The 21,867-nt window shown below is 62.5% G+C and carries 28 protein-coding genes; 6 read left to right on the plus strand and 22 right to left on the minus strand.

Translation table 11 applies throughout. The features are described from left to right. Positions 1-404, plus strand: a 404-nt coding sequence (locus VIG90_RS05565; RefSeq protein ID WP_331592473.1) for an OmpA family protein, incomplete at its 5' end; no start/stop codon positions are given. Positions 405-589: 185 nt separating this feature from the next. Here the strand turns inward: VIG90_RS05565 and VIG90_RS05570 are convergent. The 4 genes from VIG90_RS05570 to VIG90_RS05585 form a co-directional block, all read right to left on the minus strand. Continuing rightward, on the minus strand, positions 590-1,087 hold the full coding sequence (locus VIG90_RS05570) for a hypothetical protein (protein WP_331592474.1): 498 nt from the start codon (positions 1,085-1,087) through the stop codon (positions 590-592). 257 nt (positions 1,088-1,344) lie between these two features. Further along, on the minus strand, positions 1,345-1,644 hold the full coding sequence (locus tag VIG90_RS05575) for an SCP2 sterol-binding domain-containing protein (protein ID WP_331592475.1): 300 nt from the start codon (positions 1,642-1,644) through the stop codon (positions 1,345-1,347). A 274-nt stretch (positions 1,645-1,918) separates the two neighbouring features. Continuing rightward, positions 1,919-2,230, minus strand: coding sequence for a hypothetical protein (locus VIG90_RS05580; RefSeq protein ID WP_331592476.1), 312 nt, complete (start codon positions 2,228-2,230; stop codon positions 1,919-1,921). Positions 2,231-2,457: 227 nt separating this feature from the next. Further along, the gene (locus VIG90_RS05585) at positions 2,458-3,261 is read right to left on the minus strand and encodes a sulfite exporter TauE/SafE family protein (RefSeq protein WP_331592477.1); all 804 of its coding nucleotides are present in this window, start codon (positions 3,259-3,261) and stop codon (positions 2,458-2,460) included. Between the two features lie 134 nt (positions 3,262-3,395). Between VIG90_RS05585 and VIG90_RS05590 the strand changes: the two genes are divergently transcribed. Both VIG90_RS05590 and VIG90_RS05595 read left to right on the plus strand, forming a co-directional pair. After that, positions 3,396-4,598, plus strand: coding sequence for an EAL domain-containing protein (locus tag VIG90_RS05590; RefSeq protein WP_331592478.1), 1,203 nt, complete (start codon positions 3,396-3,398; stop codon positions 4,596-4,598). Positions 4,599-4,701: 103 nt separating this feature from the next. Further along, positions 4,702-5,883 carry an EAL domain-containing protein gene (locus VIG90_RS05595; protein WP_331592479.1) on the plus strand — a complete coding sequence of 394 codons (1,182 nt, stop codon included), beginning with the start codon at positions 4,702-4,704 and terminating at the stop codon, positions 5,881-5,883. 5 nt (positions 5,884-5,888) lie between these two features. On the opposite strand, the gene lipB is transcribed toward VIG90_RS05595, so the two are convergent. Next, positions 5,889-6,608, minus strand: a complete 720-nt coding sequence (gene lipB / locus VIG90_RS05600) for a lipoyl(octanoyl) transferase LipB (RefSeq protein WP_331592480.1) — start codon at positions 6,606-6,608, stop codon at positions 5,889-5,891. 67 nt (positions 6,609-6,675) lie between these two features. Between lipB and VIG90_RS05605 the strand changes: the two genes are divergently transcribed. Together VIG90_RS05605 and VIG90_RS05610 are read left to right on the plus strand one after the other, a co-directional pair. After that, positions 6,676-6,909 (plus strand): FliM/FliN family flagellar motor switch protein, encoded by a 234-nt coding sequence (locus VIG90_RS05605; RefSeq protein ID WP_331592481.1) that lies wholly within the window; start codon positions 6,676-6,678, stop codon positions 6,907-6,909. A 117-nt stretch (positions 6,910-7,026) separates the two neighbouring features. Further along, positions 7,027-7,518 carry a low molecular weight protein-tyrosine-phosphatase gene (locus VIG90_RS05610; RefSeq protein ID WP_331592482.1) on the plus strand — a complete coding sequence of 164 codons (492 nt, stop codon included), beginning with the start codon at positions 7,027-7,029 and terminating at the stop codon, positions 7,516-7,518. Positions 7,519-7,562: 44 nt separating this feature from the next. Here VIG90_RS05610 and VIG90_RS05615 read toward each other — a convergent pair whose 3' ends face one another. The 7 genes from VIG90_RS05615 to miaA form a co-directional block, all read right to left on the minus strand. After that, the gene (locus VIG90_RS05615; protein ID WP_331592483.1) at positions 7,563-8,459 is read right to left on the minus strand and encodes a choice-of-anchor L family PEP-CTERM protein; all 897 of its coding nucleotides are present in this window, start codon (positions 8,457-8,459) and stop codon (positions 7,563-7,565) included. A gap of 313 nt (positions 8,460-8,772) precedes the next feature. Beyond that, positions 8,773-9,663 carry a choice-of-anchor L domain-containing protein gene (locus tag VIG90_RS05620; protein WP_331592484.1) on the minus strand — a complete coding sequence of 297 codons (891 nt, stop codon included), beginning with the start codon at positions 9,661-9,663 and terminating at the stop codon, positions 8,773-8,775. Between the two features lie 246 nt (positions 9,664-9,909). Further along, positions 9,910-10,791, minus strand: a complete 882-nt coding sequence (locus VIG90_RS05625; RefSeq protein WP_331592485.1) for a choice-of-anchor L domain-containing protein — start codon at positions 10,789-10,791, stop codon at positions 9,910-9,912. A 351-nt stretch (positions 10,792-11,142) separates the two neighbouring features. After that, on the minus strand, positions 11,143-12,162 hold the full coding sequence (gene ilvC / locus VIG90_RS05630) for a ketol-acid reductoisomerase (protein WP_331592486.1): 1,020 nt from the start codon (positions 12,160-12,162) through the stop codon (positions 11,143-11,145). An 86-nt stretch (positions 12,163-12,248) separates the two neighbouring features. Beyond that, on the minus strand, positions 12,249-12,776 hold the full coding sequence (gene ilvN, locus VIG90_RS05635) for an acetolactate synthase small subunit (RefSeq protein WP_331592487.1): 528 nt from the start codon (positions 12,774-12,776) through the stop codon (positions 12,249-12,251). A gap of 98 nt (positions 12,777-12,874) precedes the next feature. Then, positions 12,875-14,626: an acetolactate synthase 3 large subunit gene (locus tag VIG90_RS05640; RefSeq protein WP_331592488.1), complete on the minus strand. Its 1,752-nt coding sequence runs from the start codon at positions 14,624-14,626 to the stop codon at positions 12,875-12,877. A 104-nt stretch (positions 14,627-14,730) separates the two neighbouring features. Next, positions 14,731-15,726, minus strand: coding sequence for a tRNA (adenosine(37)-N6)-dimethylallyltransferase MiaA (gene miaA / locus VIG90_RS05645; protein ID WP_331592490.1), 996 nt, complete (start codon positions 15,724-15,726; stop codon positions 14,731-14,733). On the opposite strand from miaA, the gene serB reads away from it, so the two are divergent. Next, positions 15,713-16,615 (plus strand): phosphoserine phosphatase SerB, encoded by a 903-nt coding sequence (serB, locus tag VIG90_RS05650; RefSeq protein WP_331592502.1) that lies wholly within the window; start codon positions 15,713-15,715, stop codon positions 16,613-16,615. The genes miaA and serB overlap by 14 nt on opposite strands. Positions 16,616-16,700: 85 nt before the next feature. Here serB and VIG90_RS05655 read toward each other — a convergent pair whose 3' ends face one another. From VIG90_RS05655 to VIG90_RS05700, 10 genes are all read right to left on the minus strand, one after another. Continuing rightward, complete coding sequence (locus VIG90_RS05655) at positions 16,701-17,696, minus strand: hypothetical protein (RefSeq protein ID WP_331592491.1); 996 nt, start codon at positions 17,694-17,696, stop codon at positions 16,701-16,703. Between the two features lie 34 nt (positions 17,697-17,730). Further along, complete coding sequence (locus VIG90_RS05660; protein WP_331592492.1) at positions 17,731-18,078, minus strand: PilZ domain-containing protein; 348 nt, start codon at positions 18,076-18,078, stop codon at positions 17,731-17,733. A 408-nt stretch (positions 18,079-18,486) separates the two neighbouring features. Beyond that, entirely contained in the window at positions 18,487-19,539 is a 1,053-nt protein-coding gene (locus VIG90_RS05665) for a site-specific integrase (RefSeq protein ID WP_331592494.1), read from the minus strand. After that, positions 19,520-19,735, minus strand: coding sequence for a hypothetical protein (locus VIG90_RS05670; RefSeq protein WP_331592495.1), 216 nt, complete (start codon positions 19,733-19,735; stop codon positions 19,520-19,522). Before VIG90_RS05670 ends, VIG90_RS05665 begins: the two co-directional genes overlap by 20 nt. A gap of 120 nt (positions 19,736-19,855) precedes the next feature. Beyond that, positions 19,856-20,158, minus strand: a complete 303-nt coding sequence (locus VIG90_RS05675) for a hypothetical protein (protein WP_331592496.1) — start codon at positions 20,156-20,158, stop codon at positions 19,856-19,858. Then, entirely contained in the window at positions 20,151-20,471 is a 321-nt protein-coding gene (locus tag VIG90_RS05680; protein WP_331592497.1) for a hypothetical protein, read from the minus strand. Before VIG90_RS05680 ends, VIG90_RS05675 begins: the two co-directional genes overlap by 8 nt. After that, complete coding sequence (locus VIG90_RS05685) at positions 20,464-20,682, minus strand: hypothetical protein (protein ID WP_331592498.1); 219 nt, start codon at positions 20,680-20,682, stop codon at positions 20,464-20,466. Before VIG90_RS05685 ends, VIG90_RS05680 begins: the two co-directional genes overlap by 8 nt. Further along, entirely contained in the window at positions 20,682-20,981 is a 300-nt protein-coding gene (locus VIG90_RS05690; RefSeq protein ID WP_331592499.1) for a hypothetical protein, read from the minus strand. Before VIG90_RS05690 ends, VIG90_RS05685 begins: the two co-directional genes overlap by 1 nt. Then, a complete protein-coding gene (locus VIG90_RS05695; RefSeq protein WP_331592501.1) occupies positions 20,978-21,544 on the minus strand; it encodes a hypothetical protein in 567 nt (188 codons plus the stop codon). Before VIG90_RS05695 ends, VIG90_RS05690 begins: the two co-directional genes overlap by 4 nt. Further along, positions 21,541-21,867, minus strand: a 327-nt coding sequence (locus VIG90_RS05700) for a thermonuclease family protein (protein ID WP_414695467.1), incomplete at its 5' end; no start/stop codon positions are given. The genes VIG90_RS05700 and VIG90_RS05695, both read right to left, overlap by 4 nt.

Raw genomic sequence — 21,867 nt, forward strand, 5'->3', positions numbered from 1 at the left:
CGCCCCCGCCGCCCCCGCCGCCGCCGCCGCCGCCGCCGGCTCCTGAGCCCGCTCCGGCACCGGCTCCGGTCCCGGGTCCGTTCATGGTCTTCTTCGAATTCGATAAGGCCGAGCTGACCGCTGACGCACAGCAGGTTCTGAACCAGGCCGTGGAAGCCTTCAAGGCTGGCACTCCGGTTCAGGTTCTGGTCCAGGGCCACACCGACCGTTCGGGTTCGGACGCCTACAACCAGAAGCTCTCCGAGCGCCGCGCTGCTGCTGCCAAGGCATTCCTGACCAGCAAGGGTCTGCCGGGCGATGCGGTGAAGACCGAAGCTTTCGGTGAAAGCCAGCCGCTCGTCGACACCGCTGACGGTGTTCGTGAGCCGCAGAACCGTCGCGTCGAGATCAAGGTCGCTCAGTAAGCGATCCGTCTCTACGACGACCGATCAAAGGGAGCGCCCGGCAGATTTGCCGGGCGTTTTCTTTTGCTCGCAGAAGGCGCAAGGCGGGGCAGGGGCGACTGGATCAGACCGGGCGAGGACATGGCGTAACGAAAAAAGGGCGCTCCCGAAGAAGCGCCCCGGACATGTGAAGACTGTGCCTGCGTTTACTGCCGGATGGTTGCGGCGCTGGCGATGAGGGTGCCGTTGACCAGCTGGGTGAAAGTGGGCTGAGCCCCCCGGGCCACGGTCAGCAACTGGTTCGGAGCGGCGTTCATGGCCTCGACGCTGATGTCGGCAGCCTTGGTGCAGAAGAGAACCTTCTGCTTGATCGTCGCGAAACGGTTATAGGTCTGCGTATTGATGCGGTCGAACTTGGCCTGGCCGCCACGCTTGCTGACCAGCGAGTTGTAAACCCGCTTCAGCTCGTCCTCATGCAGACGGATGAAGGTGTTGTAACGATCGGGCAGGGCCAGCATCGGATCGCTCTGGCATTGTAGCGCCGCCACGTTCAGTGCGGCGCGCATGTCCCAGATGGCTTCCAGCTCGGCGGTGGAAGCGCTGCTCGCAGCCGGAGCCGAAGGCTTGCGCGGGGCAGCCTTCGCGTGAGCCTGAGCGGAGACAAGCAGCCCCGCCAGTACGATAGATGCAGTGATCGTCTTCATGAGCGCAGAATTACCGTCGGCCACGGGTTGGTCAAGAGCCCACGACGCCAAATGAGACAGATTGCGAAAAAGGCGGAAAACGGCCCCGAAACGGCTGCTGGCAAAGGGAAGTGGCGCCGTGTTCGACCAGGCCGGGCGGGCCGGAAAACGGCACCGTGATCGCCTTGAAAACGGGTGCCCGGCTGGTCGATGGGGCGCGCCGCACGTGCGCCTCAGGATGAAAACCGCAGCGGCGGTATGTGCGCAAGGGGGCGGGCTCAGCCGAGCAGGCGGCCGAGCTTCATGGCAACGCCGATATCGCCTTCCACCTTAATCTTCCCGAACATGAAGGCGGCCTGCGCGCTCTTGCGGCCTGCGATGATGTCCAGAAGGTCCGTCAGCTTCACCTTGATGGTGCAGTCCGCCGGGCCGTCTTCGTTGGTAATGGTGTTGGGACTGGCCACGCCATCGAAGCGGATCAGGCCGTCTGGGCCGAAATCCAGCTTGATGATATTGGGCACGCCCACGTCCTGGCTGAGCTTGCCGCGCAGCTTCTCGGTCAGTTCCGCAAGAGTCACTGGTATTTTCTCCTGAAACACAAGTGTGGCGTCCCGCCTGCGCCGGCGCGTGCCTGTGCGGGGGGCGGGGCCGCGGTGAAAGAATGCACGAGAGTATTTCTCGTTATGATTGCATCAAATCACAGCTACTCAAGTTTTTTTGTTGGCGCCGCTCTCGTCTGCGACGGGGTGTCCTACCCGATTTGAGGGGTGCTCTAACGGTTCTGATGTTCGAGGTCAAAAAAAGAAAGGCCGCCCGATTGGGCGGCCTTCCTCAAGCTCGCTCTGCGAAAGCTTACTGAGCAGCGGCGTCAGCCGGAGCAGCAGCAGCGTCAGCAGCGGTCGCGTCAGCAGCGCCTTCAACGGCAGCAGCAGCGTCAGCAGCAGCGTCTGCGCCAGCGTCAGCAGCGGCGTCAGCGGTTGCGCCAGCGTCGATGGCTGCGTCGGTCACTGCGTCTGCGGTCTCAGCAGCAGCGTCAGCAGCAGCTTCGGTCTGCTCAGCAGCAGCGTCGGTAGCAGCCTGCTCGCCACCGCCGCAAGCGGCCAGAGCAACAGCTGCGCCAGCAACCAGAGCAGCGGACTTCAGTTTCAGCAGAAGATCACCCATGTTTGACTCCTTAGATTTGTCAACGAGTGGTTTTGGTTAGCCCGTGTTGTCCCCAAACCGCGCGGAACCTTAGCCACAATTGGTCAGCGTAACAAGCGGCTTAATGATTGCTACCTCGCCATTTTTCCAAGCCTTTTTTGCCCAGCATGGTGGGGAGGAATCTTCCGCCGCAGCGCCGCCGTATCCCAAGCGTGACCGTAACGCAATAGGGACAATGCTTAACTCTACTAAAATGATTTGGCTAAAAGTGTTGAGGCCGTAAGTATCAGAAAAATCCCGAAAATTCTGCGCAGCCTTTGGGCCGGAAGCGCGTGAGCGAGCCGCACGCCGACCGGTGCGAGCGCCATCATGGGGACCAGCATCAGGCAAAACGGCACCAACTGGATAAAACCGAAATGGGGAGCCGTGCTCGAGTCGACTCCCCAGCCGGAATAAACCCACCCCAGAAGGGCCGGAACGGCGATGCACGCGCCCAGCGCCGAGGAGGTGCCGACTGCCCGGTGGACCGGCAAGCCAAAGGCGCTGAGGGTGGGGACGCTGAGCGAGCCCCCGCCTATGCCCATCCACGACGACAGCAGGCCGATAACGCCGGCGATGACGGCCTGCACGGGTTTGCCCGGCAGGGTGGGGGAGATGACCGGCACAGGCCGCCCACGGACCATCAGCCCGCCAACGAGGATGATGACGGTGCCGAAGATAATGCCCAGGACCTTGGTGGGAAGCCAGGCAGCGACGGCACCGGCCAGAAATGCCCCAAGACCGATGGCAGGCCCCCACACCTTGAGGACGGACATCTCCACCGCGCCGCGCCGGTAGTGGGAGCGGGCGGAGATGATGGAGGTGGGCACGATCAGCGCGACCGAGGTGGCAACGGCTGCATGCATGGTGACGTCTGGCGAGAGGCCGAGCGTCGGGGCCAGGAACCGCATCGCCGGGACGATCACCGCACCTCCGCCGACGCCGAACAGGCCGGCAAGAATGCCGCACAGACTGCCTATGAGGAGGCTGAGAACGATCAAAGCAACCGACATGTTCTCTCCATTGGCGTGCCGTGTTCGCTGCGTGCGGAAAGGGCCGCCTTTTGCCGGAAAATGGTTTATGAGCGTTGCCGAACGGGAAGGCCGGCAACGGCTGAGCCCAGTCTTCTAGCCGGAACATCACTGACATGCACCCATTGCCCTTCAGAATCGTCGCCGCGTTCCTGGCTTATGTCGTCGTTGGCGGGCTGATTGCGCTGGCCGCAACCTTGCTGGCGGATGCGGACGCGAAGACGGCTCTGCTGATCGGTTTGCTGGTGGTGGGGGTTGGCCTGCTGTTCCAGCTGGTGCTGAACATGGCCGGAGAGCGGCGGCGCATGGTCTCATGGGTTGCGGAGCAGGACCGCCTGCTGCCGGAGCTGAACGAGCGGCTGATGCGCATGGAAGAAAACATGTCCGTCGTGCTGAACGGAGGGACTGCGCACCACAACAATAAGGTGGAAGAGCTGGCAGCCGAGCTGAGCCTCTTGCGGCAGATGATGGAGCGGCTGGCGAGCGAGGGCCGGTTCCCGAGCGGCGGGCTTGGGGAAAACCGGGAGCTGGCGGGGGGCGACGCCTCGCGCGATGTGGCGGCGCTGCTGCGCTCTGCCCTGAAGGACAGCCGGGTGGATCTCTATCTCCAGCCGATCGTGCGGCTGCCGAGCCGGAAGGTGGTGTACTACGAGGCCTTCTCCCGTCTGCGGGATGAACAGGGCCGGGTGTTCGCACCGGGGCATCATCTGGACGACCTTGGAGACGCGCCGGATGCCGGGCTGGTGCCGCTGCTGGACAATCTGCTGCTGTTTCGCTCGATCAACCTGATCCGGCGGCTGGGGCCGCGCCGGCCGGAGGTGAAGCTGTTCTGCAATATGTCCACCAGTTCGCTGGCGGACGGCAGCTTCCTGCCGGAACTGGCGGACTTCCTGAGGCAACAGCCGGAGCTGGCCGGGCGGCTGGTGTTCGAATTCTCGGCGCGGGATCTGGCACGGATGCCGGAGGCGTCCGAAGGGTATCTGGAGGAGCTGGCCGAACAGGGCTTCGCCTTCTCCATAGATAATGTGACGGACATCGGCACGCTGGACCCGGCGCAGCTGGCCGCGCTCAACGTGCGGTTCGTGAAAGTGGACGCGGCGCATCTGCTGGCGGCGGAGACGCAGGTGCCCAAGTCTCGGCTGGCCGCCGGCTTCGAGGCGCATGGCGTGACGCTGGTCGCCACCCGCATCGAGACGGACAGGACGGTGGCCGAGGTGCTGGATCTGGGCGTATCGTGCGGGCAGGGCTACCTGTTCGGCAAGCCCCGACCCGGCCGCGCCGCCGCCGGAAGCGCCGGCTTTCGCAGCCTGCGCCGGTAGGGGCTGCTGCCCCTCGTCAGTAAAGAATTAAGCATTATAAACTAGTCTCATGCATCTGTGCCGAGTGGCATTGAAGCGGGCAAGCCATAAGGACGAGAACTTGATGCGATTGCGGGGAATCCGTTTGGGTGCGACGGGCGTGGGCGTTGTTTCCGGCAGTTTCCTGCTTGGTCTGGGGTTGGCCTGGTATCTGACAGGCGACAACCGCATGGCGCTGCTCACCGGCTTCGCTTTTGCTGCGCTTGGGACGCTTCTCTATCTGGTTCTCGTCGTGGATCGGTACTGGACGGACATGGAACAGCGTATGGAGAGGGCGATGAACTGCTGCCCGCAACTGACAGAACGCGTTGCGCAGCTGGAAATCGACATGGCTGGGCTGGTGATCGACATGCAGGGGCGTGACGGCCAGCCAACCACCGAACTTGCAGCCGAAGTGGAAGTGCTGCGGGATATGGTGGAGCGGCTGGTCGGCCTGCGCCTGAAGCTTCTGGCTGCCGGACAGGAGGTGATTCCACCCGCGCCGAAGGTCAACATGACCTCCGTCCTGCAAGGCGCGTTGCAGGAAAGCCGGGTCGATCTCTACCTGCAGCCCATCGTGCAGCTTCCGGAGCGCAAGGCGGTTTATTACGAAGCCTTCTCCCGCCTGCGCGATCTGCTGGGCAACGTCATTCCGCCCAGCGACTACATTGCCGACGCGGAGCGCTCGGGTCTGGTGTCGGCGCTGGACAATCTGCTGCTGTTCCGCTGCATCAATCTCGTGCGCAAGCTGGGCGTGAGGCGGCCGGGCGTGAAGCTGTTCGTCAACATCTCCGGACAGGTGCTGGAAGATCAGGGCTTCCTGCCCGAACTGGTCGATTTTGCCTGTGCGCACCGGGGCGGCCTGAGCGGACGGGTGGTTCTGGAAGGCGCCCTGCGCGACATGACCAAGGTCTCGCCGGCCAGCCGGGAGCATCTGGCGACCCTGAGCCGCCTTGGCTTCGCCTTCTCCATCGACCACGTGACGAGCCTGAACAGCCTCGATCCGGCGTGGATGGCAGACATGAACGTGCAGTATCTCAAGATCGACGCGGACATGCTGCTGAATGCGCCGTGCGCGGTGGATCGCCGGGAGTTCCTGGAGCGGTTCGCCAGCAACCGGATCACGATCATCGCCACCCGCATCGAGGATGAAGCAACGCTGGTCAGGCTGGGCGCGCTGGGGCTGCGCTACGGTCAGGGGTATCTGTTCGGCGAACCCAAGCCGGCGCGGCTGGACTTCGACCAGCCCAGCCGCAAGTCGGCCTGAAGGGTTCAGCCTGCGTCCGCGGCGCAGGAGGGGCCGGCGTTGGTGAAGCGCTCCAGAAACTTCGGCAGATGGCGGAGCAGGGCTTCGTCCACCTGCTGCATGGTGACGGTCTTGCCGAGCGCGGCCAGACTGGTGACGCCATATTCCGGCAGGCCGCACGGGACGATGCCGCCATAATGCGACAGATCCGGCGCGACGTTGAGCGCCAGGCCGTGCAGCGTCACCCAGCGGCGCACCCGCACGCCGATGGCGGCGATCTTCTCCTCGCGGCCGTCTTCCCGCACCACCCAGACGCCGACGCGGCCCTGACGGCGTTCGCCCTTCACGCCGAAGTCAGCGAGGGTGTCGATGATCCAGCTCTCGATGGCGCAGACGTAGGCCCGCATGTCACGCCCGCGCTTGCCGAGATTGACGACCGGATAGACGACCCGCTGACCGGGGCCGTGATAGGTGAACTGGCCGCCGCGTCCGGTCTCGAACACGGGGAAGCGTCCGGCATCCACCAGATCATCGGACTTGGCGCTGGTGCCCGCGGTGTAGAGCGGAGGATGTTCGACAAGCCAGATCAGCTCACGCTCCTGCCCATCGGCAACGGCGGCGGCGCGGGCCTCCATGGTGGCGAGCGCCTCGGGGTAGGGCACCAGAGCGGGGCTGATGCGCAGCTCCGGCTCGAGAAGGGGAGAATTTGCAGCCTCTGCCGGGGCGGATGGGTCCGAACTTAGCATCTCTTTAACCATCTTGCGTCAGTCTGGCCGACAAGGAACCAATAGGGCTTGGGCCAAAGGACTGGATATGAGCGCCGTTGACAAGGTCAAACTGGAGATCTCCGTCGTTCTCGGCCGGACCAAGATGCCGATCAAGCATCTTTTGAAAATGGGCCGTGGCGCGGTGATCGACCTGGACGCGCGCCACGACGATCCCGTGTGGATCTATGCCAACGATGAGCTGATCGCCAGAGGCGAAATCGTCCTGCTGGGCGAGCGCATCGGCGTGACGATCGTCGAGCGCGTCCGCCGCGCCGCCTAAGACCCTTTTTCCCATTGAATCGAACCGGCTTGCACCGAGGCGCGGCTTTCCGTCCCTCGCGTCCGCAGGGTGCCTGAGGCATATACCAAAGGCGAAGCGGACCAAGGGAGTATGGATATGGTCAAGTCGTCGGTACTGTTCGTGTGTCTTGGCAACATCTGCCGTTCGCCGACGGCGGAGGGAATCTTCCGCCAACTTGTGGACGAGGCGGGGCTGTCCGGCAGGATCGAGATCGACTCTGCGGGCACCGCGGGCTGGCATACGGGCAAGGGGCCGGACCCGCGCAGCTGCGCCATGGCCGGGAAGTATGGCGTTGATATCACCGGCCTGCGGGCGCGGCAGCTTCACCAGAATGATTTCGAGCGTTTCCGGTTCGTCATCGCACTGGACCGGGACAACCTGAAGGACATCCGCGCCGTGGCGCCCGCCGGTCACAGCGCCAGCATCAAGCTGCTGCTTGATTTCGTGCCGGGCATGGAAGGCCAGCCGGTGCCTGACCCTTACTACGGCGAGGAAGCCGACTTCGAGGAAACCTACCGCCTCGCCCGGCTGGGCTGCGAGGCGCTGCTGGATGCGGTGCGGGCGGAATTGTCCGCCGTTTCTGCCTGAGCAGGCGAGGGCGGGCAGCCGCACAGCAGCCTGCCCTTCATGGCTTATGGCCTGCGGGATTGCCTGCGTCGCAGGGTCACGACTGCCACCGCGCCGAGGCCGAGGAGGCCGATCATGCCGGGTTCGGGTACCTCGCCCGGTGGCGGGCCGCCGTTATCGCAGGCTGGCTGGCCAAGGCCGCAGCTTCTGAAGGTGCCGCTCTCAAGAAACACGGCAGAGTCGAAGAAGGGATCGAAGGTATCCCCAATCGACAGGACCAGCGTGTTGATGACGCCCGGCGTGACATCCGCCACCAGATCGAAGACCTGCGTGAACCCACCGAGATCAAGGTCGCTGATGTCGCCGTTGCGGTTGTCTCGGAAGAGGTCGCAGTTGCTGGGGTCGTTGCCGAACGTGTCGCCGCAGTTGACGGTGTTGATGCCGACCGGCGTGGTGGTGCTGGGGACGAGCGCACGGTTTTGGCCGTTCACCAGGAACACGAACACGTCATTGAAGAAGCTGTTGACGAAATCCGGGTATTCCCGCGAGGCGAAGACGTAGGAAAACGTGATCTGGTTGCCGATCGGCGTGAACTCGATGGTCATGGTGGAGGCGTTGGTGGTGGGAAAGCCTCCGTTGAAATTCTCGAGGATAGGATTGCCCAAGGCAACGTTGTTCACGTTCGCGTCTGTGGCCAGGGAGCCGACGGCGCCGGTCGTCAGGGCCACGCCCCGATCGAAACCGATGTTCGAGCTGTTGCCGTTGGTGAACAGGCCCGAGGCAATGTTCGCACCATTGTAAAGCACCGAGTTGACGGTGATGCCAGAGTTGCTTGCCAGCAGGTCAGAGACGAGCGCTTCCGGCGTCGTGGCGTTGAGATCGGTGAAAGAGGGGACGGCGTGTGCGGTGCCGATGATGCCGCCGGAGAAGAATACGACAGCCACAAATCCAAGCAAACGCATGAGAAGGCTCCTCTTGGTTGGTCACAGCTGCCGCCATGGAATGCCACGCAAATTTCGGGCCATGACCTTCCTGAGAAAATTTCCAGAACAACTTGAACGGGAAGGCAATGATCGGGTTGTGCCTCCCCCGCAACAGTTGGTGGTTACTGTAAAACTAACCGGCAGGTGGCCGCTGGGTTCCCAATTATAAACTAAACGGCTTAATCGGGTTGGCGGCCCGAGGGGTAATGCTGCTTCATTGGAGCGGAATAGACAGGAAGGGCGGGATTGACCCGCCCTTTAAGCAGAACCGGATATTTCAACAGGGGTTTGGTCAGCGCCGACGGCACGAGCGGCGCAGGCCGCCCATAGCCAGCAGCGCCATGCCTGCAATGCCGAGCATGCCCGGTTCGGAAACAGGCGAGGGGCCGGGCTGGCAGGGAGGCTGGTCGGGGCCGCCGCAGACGGCCAGCGAGCCGCCGCTGAGGAACACCACGGAATCCAGAATGTCATCCTGCGTGTCGCCGATAACGAGGGTCAGAGTATTGACCACGCCCGGGTTTACGGCGGCGATGACGTTGAAGATCTGGGTGAAGCCGCCAAGATCGAGATCGCTGATATTTCCATTCCGATTGTCGCGGAACAGGTTGCAGTTCGTTGGATCGTCGCCGTTCTCATCCCCGCAGTTGACCGTGTTGATGGAGACGGCGGTGTCAGTGCCAGGAATGAGAGCCCGGTTTTCACCGTTCACCAGCAGGGCGAAGGCGTCGTTGTAGTCGTCATTGACGTAGTCTGGATATTCACGCGAGCCGAAGACGTAAGAGAAGGTGATTTGATTGCCCTGCGGCGTGAAATCGATGGTCAGGGTGGAGGCGTTAAAGGTCGGTCGGTTGCCGTTGTAGGCTTCCAGCAGCGGATTGCCGGCAGCTCCGTTGTCGTCCGAGAAGTCACTGGCCATGTTGCCAAGGATACCGGAACTCAGAACGAGGCCCTGGTTGATGCCGACGTTCGAGCTGTTGCCGTTGCTGAACAGGCCGGATGCCTCGTTCGCGCCGGTATAGGACACCGAATTGATGGTAATGCCGCTCCCGCCTGACAGAAGCGAGTTAACCAGATCCTCTGGTGTCACGGTATTGAGGTCGGAAAAGACCGGGGCGGCACTGGCAGGTGCGCTACCGATGCAGCCAGCCAGAAGGAGGGCGGCAGCAATTTTTATTTTGTTCATTGAAAGGCTCCCCTTGAATGACGACGGATATCCGTCGCCGGGGAGAAAGCAATTTCAGGGCCAACAAATTACACGGTCAAAAACTCGGTTCGCCAGAATGGCTTGGGAAGAGTTGTTTCAGAATGAAAATCAAATACGTACTTTTTACTTGTTAGTATTTCCGACAGCCGAGGGCAGGCATAGAAGAAGGGCGGCCCGGAGGCCGCCCGCACGCATCGGATACTCAAGCGGAAGCGGTTCTCAGCCTTAGGCCCGGCGACGCGAGCGACGCAGGCCGCCCACGGTCAGCAGCGCCATGCCTGCAATGCCGAGCATTGCGGGTTCGGAGACCTCTTGCGGATTGCACGGCGGCTGGTTCGGGCCGCCGCAGACCGTGAGCGACCCACCCCGCAGGAAAACGGCGGAGTCAAAGACGGAGTCGCCGGAGTCAGCGATGGAGAGCACAAGGGTATTGACGACGCCCGGGTTAACATTGGCGATGATGTCAAACACCATTGTGAAACCGCCCAGATCCAGATCGCTGAGATTGCCGTCGCGGTTGTCTCTGAACAGGTTGCAATTGCTGGGATTGGAGCCGTCTGCTTCGCCGCAGTTGATGGTATTGATGGAGACCGGCGTGTTGGTTCCGGGGATGAGCGCGCGGTTCTCTCCGTTCACCAGGAAGGCGAAGACGTCGTTCACGTCCCCGTTGACGTAGTCCGGATATTCGCGGGAGGCGAATACGTAGGAGAACGTCATCTGATTACCGGTCGGCGTGAACTCGATCGTGAGCGTGGACGCATTATTGGTCGACAGGCCGCCGTTGTAGGCCTCCAGCATCGGGTTGCCGGCGCTGCCATTGTTGTCGCTGAAACTGGATTCCATCTCAGACAGATAGCCGCTGGACAGCACGATACCCTGATCGATGCCGATATTGGAGCTGTTGCCATTGTTGAAGAGACCGGACGCGTTGCCTGCCCCGCTGTAAGCGGCGGAATTGATGGTGATGCCGCTGCCGGCGGATAGCAGCGCATTGGCCATGCCCAGCGCGGTGGTCGAGTTCATGTCTGTGAAGACCGGGGCGGCGACGGCCGCGCCGCTGATGCCGCTTGCCAGCAACGCAACGGTAAAAAGCTTCAACGTATGCATGCAGTGCTCCTGTGAACGACGGTTCATGTTCCGCGTCACATGGAAGCAATTTAGGTGCCAATTTTAAGACTAGTTTATAAAGACTATAATTTCCGAGGCTTGTGATCTCTATGCGGCATCTAACCCACTATATTCATTATATTTTGTCAATAATTCCGACGCTTCTTCAGGCGTCCTGAACCTCGGCAGAGGCCAGTCTTCTGCGGGTTAGAGCAGCGCCGCAAACGCAACGGGCGCTGCCACCCTGGAGTGACAGCGCCCGCTGTTTTTCTGACCTGTCGGGGGTGCAGAAATATTTGTTGGTCGCACTTTCTTAAGCGCAGGGCTCACGCCCTGCTCGAAAGCTGCTCCTTAGTTCTTGGTCTGGTCGACCAGCTTGTTGGCGCTGATCCACGGCATCATGGCGCGCAGCTTGGCACCGGTTTCCTCGATCTGGTGGCGCTTGGCCGCAATGCGGCTGGCCTTCAGCTCGGGCTGGCCGGCGCGGTTGTCGAGCACGAAGTCCTTCACGAAGCGGCCAGACTGGATGTCAGCCAGTACGCGCTTCATTTCCTTCTTCGTCTCTTCGGTGATGATGCGCGGGCCGGTCTTGATGTCGCCGTACTCGGCGGTGTTCGAGATCGAGTAGCGCATGTTGGCGATGCCGCCTTCATACATCAGGTCGACGATCAGCTTCAGCTCGTGGAGGCACTCGAAGTAGGCCATTTCCGGAGCGTAGCCGGCTTCCACCAGCGTCTCGAAGCCAGCCTGGACCAGCGCGGTTGCGCCGCCGCAGAGCACGGCCTGCTCACCGAACAGGTCGGTTTCGCACTCTTCGCGGAAGTTGGTCTCGATGATGCCCGAGCGGCCTCCGCCAACGCCCGAAGCGTAGGCCAGAGCGATGTCGTGAGCGTTGCCGGAAGCATCCTGATGGATGGCGATGAGGCACGGCACGCCGCCGCCCTTCACATACTCGCCACGCACGGTGTGGCCCGGGCCCTTCGGCGCGATCATGATCACGTCGATGTCAGCCTGCGGCTCGATGAGGCCGAAGTGGATGTTCAGACCGTGAGCAAAGGCGAGGGCCGAACCCGGCTTCATGTTGCCCTTCAGGTCGTTTTCCCAGATGGCGGCCTGATGCTCGTCCGGAGCCAGGATCATCAGGATGTCGGCCCACTGGGCGGCGTCCTTGTTGCTGAGCACCTTGAAGCCGGCAGCTTCGGCCTTCTTGGCGGAAGCCGAACCCGGACGAAGCGCGATCGCGACTTCCTTCACGCCGGAGTCGCGCAGGTTCTGCGCGTGAGCGTGGCCCTGGCTGCCGTAGCCAAGGATGGCAATCTTCTTGCCCGTGATCAGGTTCAGGTCGGCGTCGCGATCGTAATAGACGCGCATGTGTTCGTCCCTTCTGTTGTCTTCCGGCCCGGGGAACCCGGCCCCTTTGAGGTTTGCCTGTCAGATCTGGCGATCTGTGGTTGTTGTTACTGTGCGGTCGTCAGGGTGGTGGTGCCGCGCGCAATGGCGACGACGCCGGTGCGGCCCACTTCGGCCAGACCGAGTTCCCGCATCAGTTCGATGAACGTGTTCACCTTGTCGGACGAGCCGGTGATCTCGAACACGAAGCTCTGGGTGGAGGCATCGACCACGCGGGCGCGGTAGATGTCGGCCAGGCGCAGGGCCTCGACCCGCTTCTCGCCCTGACCCACAACCTTCACCAGCGCCATCTCGCGCTCGATGTGCGGCCCCTGAACCGTGAGGTCGGCCACGGAGTGAACCGGAACCAAACGCTCGAGCTGGGCCTTTATCTGTTCGATGACCACCGGTGTGCCGGAGGTGACGATGGTGATGCGGCTGATCGACTGGTCCTGCGTGACCTCGGCCACCGTCAGGCTGTCGATGTTGTAGCCGCGGCTGGAGAAAAGGCCGATCACGCGCGCCAGAACGCCTGCCTCGTTATCGACGAGGACGCTGAGGGTGTGGCGTTCAATCTGACTGGTCTGCTGCAACATGGTTCATCCTTGGATCAAGCGCGCCGCGTGCAGGGCGCTGCCACAAGCTCCGTGGGGAAGGGGAAGGGCTCCCGGCGCAAGGCCGGGAGCCGGATCGCTTAGACGAGGGCCTGAGCCTCCTCGGACAGTTCGCCCGAGACCTGCTCGGGGCCGAGAATCATCTCGTTGTGGCCCGCGCCCGATGGCACCATCGGGAAGCAGTTTTCCAGCTTGGCGACGCGGCAGTCCACCATCACCGGGCCGGGGGTCTCGATCATCTGCCTGATGCCGGCGTCCAGGTCCGCTTCCTTGTCGATGCGCAGGCCGGTCCAGCCATAGGCCTCGGCCAGCTTCACGAAGTCTGGGAGGGCTTCCGAATAGCTCTCGGAGTAGCGGCCTTCATAGGTCAGATCCTGCCACTGGCGGACCATGCCCATGTATTCGTTGTTCAGGATGAAAATCTTCACCGGCAGGCGATACTGCTTGGCGGTGGACATCTCCTGAATGTTCATCAGGATCGAAGCTTCACCTGCAATGTCGATGACCAGCGCATCCGGGTTGCCCATCTGCGCGCCAATGGCGGCGGGCAGGCCATAGCCCATGGTGCCGAGGCCGCCCGAGGTCAGCCACTTGTTCGGATCTTCAAAGCCGAAGTACTGAGCCGCCCACATCTGATGCTGGCCGACCTCGGTGGTGATGATCGGGTTCCGGTCCTTCGTGGCCTCGTACAGGCGCGAAATGGCGTGCTGCGGCAGGATCACGTCACCGCTCTGGCGGTAAGCCAGGCACTTGCGCTCACGCCACGTGTTGATCTGGCTCCACCAGCCGTCCAGCGGCTGGGAAGAGAGCTTCCGCTCCTTCCAGATGCGAATCATCTCGGCCATGACGCGACCGACGTCACCGACGATGCCGATGTCGACAAGAATGTTCTTGTTGATGGACGAGCGGTCGATATCGACGTGGATCTTCTTCGAGCCCGGCGAGAACAGATCGACACGACCGGTCACGCGGTCATCGAAGCGCGCGCCGAGGCAGATGAGGACGTCCGCGCCGTGGGTGGCGAGGTTCGCCTCATAGGTGCCGTGCATGCCCAGCATGCCGAGGAACGCCGGAGACTGGGACGGGAACGCGCCCAGACCCATCAGCGTGGAGGTGACCGGGAAGCCGGTCAGTTCCTGAAGCTCGCGCAGCAGGTTCGCGGCCTCCGGACCCGAATTGATGATGCCGCCCCCGGTGTAGAGCACCGGGCGCTTGGCGTTCGCCATCAACTCGATCGCGGCCTCGATATCCGTCTGCTCGCCCTGGACGATCGGGCGATAGGTCTTGTGCTCGATCTTGCCAGGGTTGCGGTAGGCCGCCTTGGCGATCTGGATATCCTTTGGGATGTCGATGACAACCGGACCAGGGCGGCCGTTCGTGGCGATATAGAACGCCTCGTGGACGACGTCGCCCAGGCGATTCACGTCCTTCACCAGATAGTTGTGCTTCGAGCAGTGGCGGGTGATGCCGACCGTGTCGCACTCCTGGAAGGCGTCGTTGCCGATCATGTGCGTGGCGACCTGACCGGTCAGCACGACGATGGGAATCGAATCCAGCAGCGCATCGGTAATGCCGGTGACGGCATTGGTCGCGCCCGGACCGGACGTGACCAGAACCACACCCGGCTTGCCGGTGGAGCGGGCATAGCCTTCCGCCGCATGCACAGCGCCCTGCTCGTGGCGGGCAAGGATGTGGCGGATGCGATTCTGCCGGAAAAGCGCGTCATAGATGGGAAGTACAGCGCCACCGGGGTATCCGAACACGACCTCTACGCCCAGGTCCGTCAGGGCCTGAACGATGATTTCCGCGCCGGGGATCGGCTCGCTGCTCATGCTTCCACTCCTTCAGTGCCGCGCAGTTTGCGGCGCTTGCAACTTTCATGCGCGGCACGCAGGGAATACCTTCCCCAGCATATGCCGCGATGCACAATGTCGGCTTAGGTATTGTTTAAAACTTTCAAAGTCAAGCCGCCATCTCGTAATATTGTTGCGATTTTCTTTTTCTGGTTTTCTGGATCGTGCGTGCCGATGAAATGCCAGTCCCGACACTGGTTGCGAAACCAGGTATATTGACGCTTGGCATAATTGCGCGTCGCCTGCTGGGCGGTTTCTACAGCCTCTTGTAATTCTATGCCTTTTTCCAGGAAGGCTGCGAACTCCGGCACCCCCACGGCCTTCATGACGGGCAGCTCTGGAGCAAGGTCTCGAGCGAGCAAGTTTTTTACCTCGTCGATCGCGCCGAGAGCGACCATGCTTTCGAGCCGTTTGTCGCAGCGCTCGTAAAGAATCTCACGCGCGGGAAGGATGACGCAACGGATGATCGGCCCGACGTCTTCCCGGTCGGCCAGACCGCCGGTCCGTTCCTGCTGGAACTGGCTGAGCGGCGTGCCGGTGGCCAGCACCACTTCCAGCGCGCGAGCGATTCGCTGCCGATCACGCGGGCCGAGGCGGGCGGCGGTGACAGGATCAAGGCTGGCAAGCTCGGCATGCAAGGCGTCAGGGCCTTGCGTTTCCATGCGGGCGCGCACGTCGGCGCGAACGCTCTCCGCAATGTCGGGCACGGGCACGATGCCATGGAGCAGCGTGCGCAGATACAGCCCGGTGCCGCCGGTCACGATGGGCAGGCGGCCCTGCGACCATGCGGCCTCCACTTCCCTGGTTGCGGATTCGGCCCACCAGGCGGCAGAGCTGGCCTCGCTGCCGTCCAGAACGCCGTAGAGGCGGTGGGGCGCGCGGGCTTCATCCTCGGGCGAGGGGCGGGCGGTCAGTACCGAGAGATCGCGGTACAGCTGAAGCGCATCGCCATTGATGACGGTGCCGGGTGCATTTTCCGCCAGCCATAATGACACAGCCGACTTGCCGCTTGCCGTCGGTCCGGCAATAAGCACCAGCGGATTTCGGGAAAGGTTGCTCATGTCGATGTTGGTTGCCACGCTCATCGCGCCCTGGGAAGGGCCGGTTCTTACTTCTGCCATTGTGCGCCGGGCGGCAGACGCCCTGCAAGCCGCTGGCGCGCAGGTCAGTGCGGAAGAGTGGCTTGAGGCGGAAAAGGCCGCCGATCTGTTCGCAAGCGGGCTAAGCCGGGTGCAGGCCCGTGCCGCTGTTGAAGACGCCTTGGCCGGCGAGGGCATCGACGTGATCGTGCAGGAGGCAGAGAGCCGCCGCCGCAAGCTGCTGATCGCGGACATGGACTCGACCATGATCACCATCGAGTGCATCGACGAACTGGCCGACTACGCTGGCGTCAAGGAGCAGGTGGCGCGCGTGACGGAAGCCGCCATGCGGGGCGAGCTGGATTTCGAAGGCGCGCTGGATGCCCGGGTTTCCCTGCTGGAAGAGCTGGAGGAGACCGTGCTGGAGCGCTGCTACACCGAGCGCGTGACCTTCACGCCGGGCGGCGCGGCGCTGGTGAAGACCATGGCAGCAAATGGTGCGCACACGGTTCTCGTATCGGGCGGCTTCACGTTCTTCGTCGAGCGTGTGGCGGCCAAGCTGGGCTTTGCCCAGCACAAGGCTAACGTGCTTGGCATTGCCGAGGGCAAGCTGACCGGCAAGGTGGACCGGCCGGTCATCACCGCCGCCGTGAAGCGCCAGACGCTGATCGAGGAGGCAGCAAATCGGGGCCTCAGCCTTGGCGACTGCCTTGCGGTGGGCGACGGCGCGAATGACATTCCGATGATCGAGGAAGCAGGGCTTGGCGTTGCCTTCCACGCCAAGCCGAAGACCGAAGCCGCTGCCAGCGCTTCGATTCGCTATGGTGATTTATCAGCGCTGCTGTTCGCGCAAGGCTACCGTAAGGAAGACTGGGAAGCCGCACGCTGATCGGCAGGCTTTCGGCGCAAACGAGAAAGGGGCGTCCGGCAATGGGCCGGGCGCCCCTTCTGTATCAGCAGCAGGTCTAAGGATATCAGACCGTGCGCTTGGCGGCGAGAATGCGCCGATAGGTGATGTGTCCGTCACGCAGCAGCTTGGCCCGGCGGGCCCAAAGCTCGGCTTCCTTGAAAACCACGTTGACCAGTTGGTTCTGGCCGGGCTGTGCCATGAGTTCGGCGACGATCTTGTCCGCTCCGGCCCAAGTCTGGTCGATGAGCGAGACGTACTCATTGGACAGGTTGTCATCGACGCGGACGTGATAACCGCAACTCTGAAGGATCTCGCGCAGTTCCTCGACCCGAACGAGGGTCAGGCTGCGCGGCTCGCCTTCAGCCCAATCCCGGTAAGCCGGGTGGGCGAGCGTCTGGTCGTTGGCGAGGAAATAGTCGGTAATGAGGCAGAGCCCGTCCGGCTTCAGACTTTCTTCCACCAATTCCATGAGCTGCCGCTTGTTCTCGACCAGCGAGAGGAAGCTGTCGATCATCACACGATCGTACTTGCGCTCGAACGGCTGGGGCGACGACAGGTCGAGATAGGCGAGCGGCGCCTTCTTGGCCATGCCGGCCATGGCGGACAGCTCGCTGCCTGCAGCAACCAGTGAGGTGGAGGTCTCGTAACCCGTCACCCAGACGCCGAAGGCTTCAGCCAGCGTGCGGGCAGGGCCGCCCAATCCTGCGCCGAGGTGCATCATGCTCATCTCGGGCGTCAGGGTCAGCAGCTTGGAAATGGCGACGACGTGCTCCGGGCCGCCCGGACCGCAGAATCCACGGCCCCAGATGAGCTGGGCGACATCGATCCGGTTCTCGTCCCACGGATCGACCGGCAGGTCACGCTCGGGCTCGCTGGTGGCTTCGCCCTGCAGCGGCGTGATGATGGGAGCGACGGGCTCCTTTGCCGCTGCTCGCGCCTCAGGGGGCGGGGGGCTGTTCTTCAGTTGCAGCCGTGCCAGTTCTTCGGCGTCATAGCCTTCCCACCACGCCTTCAGGCGCAAGGAGAGCGGGATCTTCGCGGGTTTCTTTGCAGCACTCATGTCGAAGAGTCCGTTACCCTGATCTGGTGATAAATCAAAGTGAACCCACCGCGGTGTCGCTTCGCCGTGCGGTGCTGATCTCAGAACTGATGATGTGAAGCGCAAACAGCACGTTCGCCTCGCCGGGGGTAAAGGCCAGGCTGATGCCGTCTTCCGTTCGGCGAACAACCGTGCCTTCGAGGCTGCCGGCGGTAGGATGCTCGAGGCGCAGCTGTGTGCCCGGGCTGGGTCCACGCCTGATCTCGACAAAAGCACCAGCCGCTGAAATGTCCCGCAGGCGTCCGTGCAGCATGCCAGCGGGCGTATAGAGAGCGCAGGGACTCCGGACCCAATACCGGGGGGCCGTGCGCCGATTCGCCGACTGATCTCCTGTAACCTGCATATTTGCTGCCCTGCAGACCTTTAAAACGCGCCTAGTCCATGGGAGATATAGGCAACAATTCGTTAATGACACTTAAAGATGGCATGGGGCAGCGGGGCAATATTGCGTTCAAGGTCATGACTTCGCATGAGAATTGCTCCGTCACGTCATGTCTTGCACAAATGAGAGGCGTCGACTAACCATTAGGGATCACGGGCAACGGGGGGCTCGTGACCGCGGCTTCGGTTGAGCGCTTTCGCAAGCGCTCCCGGAGCCGCGTACTTTTTTAGGCAACCTTCTTTCCGCTGCCCTTCTTAACAACTTCACCTGTTTTTCCGCTCTCTCCATGCGATTCGCAGTGGTTTCTTAACCGTGATTCGGTTTGAAACTCATAGTGGAGCGGTAACACTCTCTTAGCACGCGACCCCGCTACGATTTGATTTCGTTGCGCAATTTCGAGATGTTTTCCACCTTCGCGGACTGTTTTCCCGTTCCGGTTCCGTACCTGTTCCACTTCTCGATTGCCTGAAGGGCCATGCGCTCCTGATTGATCTGGCGGGCGTAGTACTCCACGAGCTGATAAGTCTGCCCGGTGATGGCTGCTGTTTCGGCCACGGAGCACCCGGCGATGAGCAGTTCGTTGACCGCGTTCTTGCGCAGCCCATGCGGCACGATGTGGGTGCCGAGCTTCTGCCCAAAGGCGGCCACCCACTTCGTCATGGTCCGCTGCGTCATCGGGGTGCCCTCGCGGTTCGTCAGAATCGTAAGGGCCGTCCTTGGGGTTGCGTCCAGTTCCGCCGCCAGTTCCGGGTGGATCGGGATAGACAGTTCCTTCCCTGTCTTCTGCTGGCGCACCCGGATCATGCCGTTACTGATCGCGCCCCATGTCATGGCGCAGCAGTCGCCGCTCCGCTGGCCGGTGTAGAGATACAGCTTCACTGCCCGCCGGAAGAGGGCGTCCGGGCTTTCGAGGGCGGCCTTGAGCACAGGCTCCGGCCACGGCTCGTGCTCGCCGACATCGAAGTTTTTGACAGCCTTCGTCGGACTGGCCTTGGCATAGTCACGGCCTATCGCCCAGCGATAGAGGGAACTGAGCGTTGCCAGCATCAGGTTGGCCTTCGCTGGCGTCGCTGCGTTTTTATCCATCATCAACTGCACGTCGCGGCGTTCGATCGTGAGCAGGGTTGCGCCATCCATCAGGCTGGCGACCTCGTCGATCATGACGCCGTAGGTCTTTTGGGTGCTGGCAGCCAGCGACCTGAAATCCGGCGATTGCTTCCACAGCGAGATCATCGCCCGCAGCGAGCCAGTCTCCTGCCGCTTCGTCTGCTCGACCTTCCGCCGCTCGCAGGCGGCATACTTTCGCATGAAGCCGTCCGGATCCGTCGCGGGGTCGGGGAGGCGCACCAGGGCGTCCTTCCCCTTGTAGTAGTGGTAGGTCTTCTTCCCGCGCTTGACCGTCTTAATGCGCTTCAGGTGCATAGAGCTTGCTCCGGCTGCGCCAATCCGCACGGCGCGCGCCCTTCAATCCATCAACATAGGCGTCGAGGTCCTGCCGGTCCCACCGCTCGCCAAAGGGCGTCGGCACGGGGAGGGGCAGTTCACCGACGGCCACCAGCTTGTCAAAGTCCCTTGAGGTTTTGCAGGCGATGTACTTGACCGCCGATCGCTTGGTCATAAGCCGCTCCTGCATCAGCGCCTCCAGTTCACAATTACGAATGCGGGCGCCACGAGCCCGAAGACGAACAGCGCAGTGAATAAGATTCTTCCTGCCTGGAGATCCATCACCGCCTCCTATTCACTGCCGCCCGGCTGGGGCTGCTTCCTTCGCCAGCGCCAGCCATTCGTCTACTGTCGCCATCTCCTCTGCCAGCCGCTCGCGCTCGCGCTCCAATCGGCTAACAGCTTCCGAGATGTGCACCTTGCGGTCGCGCGCATCCGGTTCACGGGGGTCATCGTGGTAGGCATTGGCCTTCGCGGCATCGAATAGGCCCGCGTACAATAGGTTTGACGTATACCCTGCCGCGCCGCCGTCGCTGGATCTGCAGTGCCAGGCATTGTGGTACATGGACCAGATCAGCCATTCGCGCTTTTCACCCATCGGCCTTCCCCACCTGTGCGAGGGCGGCATTTGCGCGGGATGCGATCTGGCGCAGGTTCTCTAAAACCATCCCCGGTACCGGCTCAAAGTGCTGGGCGAGGCGTTCGCGGAAATAATTGGTTGCAAATATGCGCCCATCTATGTCGTCAGGCCCGCACCAAATTGGTGCTTGTTCTCCAGCAAACATCAGCCGGTATTGGCCCCGCGGGTCCGACCAAAGTAAGTTGAAGTGTCCGATCGCCGTTTCGGCGAGCCACGCCCGGTCGCAGTACTCCCGCCACACCAGCGGCTTGATCTTGTAGAGGTCAGTCATGGGCGGGCTCCTTCGGTGAGGTCGTCCACGATGTGCTGGTGTAGATGCTGACGGCGAATGTCTTGGCGCACGCCTCGCATTCCATCTCGGCCGTGCTCTCGTCGAAGTAGAATGCCTCATCCGGGCTATGCTCGTGTTTGCAATGCGGGCAGACTGGCCCGCTGTTGCTGTAAAGTTCGCCGTTGCTGAACTCTGCATAGGTGTAGGCCATCACTCGCCTCCCGCCGCGGCGTGGCCAACCGGAGCGCCGTCGCGCCGTAGGAAGGGGGCAACTTTGAATTTGACCGGCCCAAAGATCGGATCTTGGACCACCACTTCCGCCCAGTCGCGACCCTGCACATTGCGAAATGGCAGGCGCATCTTCTCGCCGCCCCCATTGCAGACGATATGCTTCCCGTCGATGGCCTCGAGATAAACCCAGTGAAACTTGTACGGAGCGTTGAGGCTCGCGCCCTCTAGCATCCCCATGTCTGCCTCAGAGAAGGTCTTGACGTAGTTGCCAATGATCATGCCTCACCTCCCGCCGCGGCGAGGGTGGCGCGGCCAACATGACCGAGGCCCTTGCTTGCCCGCCAGTCATCCACGCTCTCATCGCCATCCAAGGCGACGCGCGCAGCCATGACCGCTGTTTGAACGGCCTCCTTGCGCACTGCTTCTGGCTGCTCGTCCAGCATTGCCTTGGCGAGCTCCCCGAACTCCTCCGCGAGCGCGATGGTCATGATCCGGCGGCCGGGGAACTTGGTCCGGGCTCGCAGCAGTTCTGCGCGGACCTCGGCCAGAAACGCATCTACCTCTTTCTCTTCCTCGCTCGGCTCGGGGCGCTTGAGGGCAGGGGCACCCTGCTGGAACGGCGCGAGGGCTTCACCAACGGCCTTGTTCGCCCCCATGAAAGCCAAGCTGTTCTTCGGGGCGACGGCCGCACCATCCAAGGCTTTTCCGTAAGCCTCGACCGCCTCCACCAGTGGCGCGACGTGGCGGGCGTGGTAAAGGCGGATGGCTCGTTCTGCTGCCTCGGCGCTGTTCGGGCCTTTCGACACTTCCCACGCCAGTTGCTTAATCAGTTCCTCATTCATTGATTGCACTCCAGTTTGCTGTACCGCGCCTCTGCATGCCCACTGGCCAGCATGGCGCAGGAAAGATCAGTCCCGCCCGCACTGCACCGGGCGAGGGGGCGGCCATAGGGGTCGCGCCGGTCCCACTCGCACACGACGCGCTTGCCCTTGGTGAGGCGGCGCAGGTGCTCGGTGGCGGCTGCCGCATCGCCCCGCACGCAGCGGCGGCCCTTGCGGCAGTGGCCGGGTAGCTCCGGCGCATCGATGCCCAGGAGCCGCACCCGCTCACCGGCGCAGCGCAGGGTGTCGCCGTCCACGATATGAGGCGAGGTGCAGACGAGGGC

The sequence above is a fragment of the Pedomonas sp. genome, assembly GCF_036515995.1.
Taxonomy (GTDB): domain Bacteria; phylum Pseudomonadota; class Alphaproteobacteria; order Sphingomonadales; family Sphingomonadaceae; genus Pedomonas.

Excerpts from the sequence above, each read along its gene's own strand:
- lipB (WP_331592480.1), bottom strand. The coding sequence starts at position 6,608 with ATGCTAAGTTCGGACCCATCCGCCCCGGCAGAGGCTGCAAATTCTCCC.
- ilvN (WP_331592487.1), bottom strand. The coding sequence starts at position 12,776 with ATGTTGCAGCAGACCAGTCAGATTGAACGCCACACCCTCAGCGTCCTC.
- ilvC (WP_331592486.1), bottom strand. The coding sequence starts at position 12,162 with ATGCGCGTCTATTACGATCGCGACGCCGACCTGAACCTGATCACGGGC.
- VIG90_RS05640 (WP_331592488.1), bottom strand. The coding sequence starts at position 14,626 with ATGAGCAGCGAGCCGATCCCCGGCGCGGAAATCATCGTTCAGGCCCTG.
- serB (WP_331592502.1), top strand. The coding sequence starts at position 15,713 with ATGTTGGTTGCCACGCTCATCGCGCCCTGGGAAGGGCCGGTTCTTACT.
- VIG90_RS05625 (WP_331592485.1), bottom strand. The coding sequence starts at position 10,791 with ATGCATACGTTGAAGCTTTTTACCGTTGCGTTGCTGGCAAGCGGCATC.
- VIG90_RS05680 (WP_331592497.1), bottom strand. The coding sequence starts at position 20,471 with ATGACTGACCTCTACAAGATCAAGCCGCTGGTGTGGCGGGAGTACTGC.
- VIG90_RS05605 (WP_331592481.1), top strand. The coding sequence starts at position 6,676 with ATGAGCGCCGTTGACAAGGTCAAACTGGAGATCTCCGTCGTTCTCGGC.
- VIG90_RS05595 (WP_331592479.1), top strand. The coding sequence starts at position 4,702 with ATGCGATTGCGGGGAATCCGTTTGGGTGCGACGGGCGTGGGCGTTGTT.
- VIG90_RS05685 (WP_331592498.1), bottom strand. The coding sequence starts at position 20,682 with ATGGCCTACACCTATGCAGAGTTCAGCAACGGCGAACTTTACAGCAAC.
- VIG90_RS05665 (WP_331592494.1), bottom strand. The coding sequence starts at position 19,539 with ATGCACCTGAAGCGCATTAAGACGGTCAAGCGCGGGAAGAAGACCTAC.
- VIG90_RS05580 (WP_331592476.1), bottom strand. The coding sequence starts at position 2,230 with ATGGGTGATCTTCTGCTGAAACTGAAGTCCGCTGCTCTGGTTGCTGGC.
- VIG90_RS05670 (WP_331592495.1), bottom strand. The coding sequence starts at position 19,735 with ATGACCAAGCGATCGGCGGTCAAGTACATCGCCTGCAAAACCTCAAGG.
- VIG90_RS05610 (WP_331592482.1), top strand. The coding sequence starts at position 7,027 with ATGGTCAAGTCGTCGGTACTGTTCGTGTGTCTTGGCAACATCTGCCGT.
- VIG90_RS05675 (WP_331592496.1), bottom strand. The coding sequence starts at position 20,158 with ATGGGTGAAAAGCGCGAATGGCTGATCTGGTCCATGTACCACAATGCC.
- VIG90_RS05655 (WP_331592491.1), bottom strand. The coding sequence starts at position 17,696 with ATGAGTGCTGCAAAGAAACCCGCGAAGATCCCGCTCTCCTTGCGCCTG.
- VIG90_RS05570 (WP_331592474.1), bottom strand. The coding sequence starts at position 1,087 with ATGAAGACGATCACTGCATCTATCGTACTGGCGGGGCTGCTTGTCTCC.
- VIG90_RS05615 (WP_331592483.1), bottom strand. The coding sequence starts at position 8,459 with ATGCGTTTGCTTGGATTTGTGGCTGTCGTATTCTTCTCCGGCGGCATC.
- VIG90_RS05695 (WP_331592501.1), bottom strand. The coding sequence starts at position 21,544 with ATGAATGAGGAACTGATTAAGCAACTGGCGTGGGAAGTGTCGAAAGGC.
- VIG90_RS05590 (WP_331592478.1), top strand. The coding sequence starts at position 3,396 with ATGCACCCATTGCCCTTCAGAATCGTCGCCGCGTTCCTGGCTTATGTC.
- VIG90_RS05585 (WP_331592477.1), bottom strand. The coding sequence starts at position 3,261 with ATGTCGGTTGCTTTGATCGTTCTCAGCCTCCTCATAGGCAGTCTGTGC.
- VIG90_RS05620 (WP_331592484.1), bottom strand. The coding sequence starts at position 9,663 with ATGAACAAAATAAAAATTGCTGCCGCCCTCCTTCTGGCTGGCTGCATC.
- VIG90_RS05660 (WP_331592492.1), bottom strand. The coding sequence starts at position 18,078 with ATGCAGGTTACAGGAGATCAGTCGGCGAATCGGCGCACGGCCCCCCGG.
- VIG90_RS05690 (WP_331592499.1), bottom strand. The coding sequence starts at position 20,981 with ATGATCATTGGCAACTACGTCAAGACCTTCTCTGAGGCAGACATGGGG.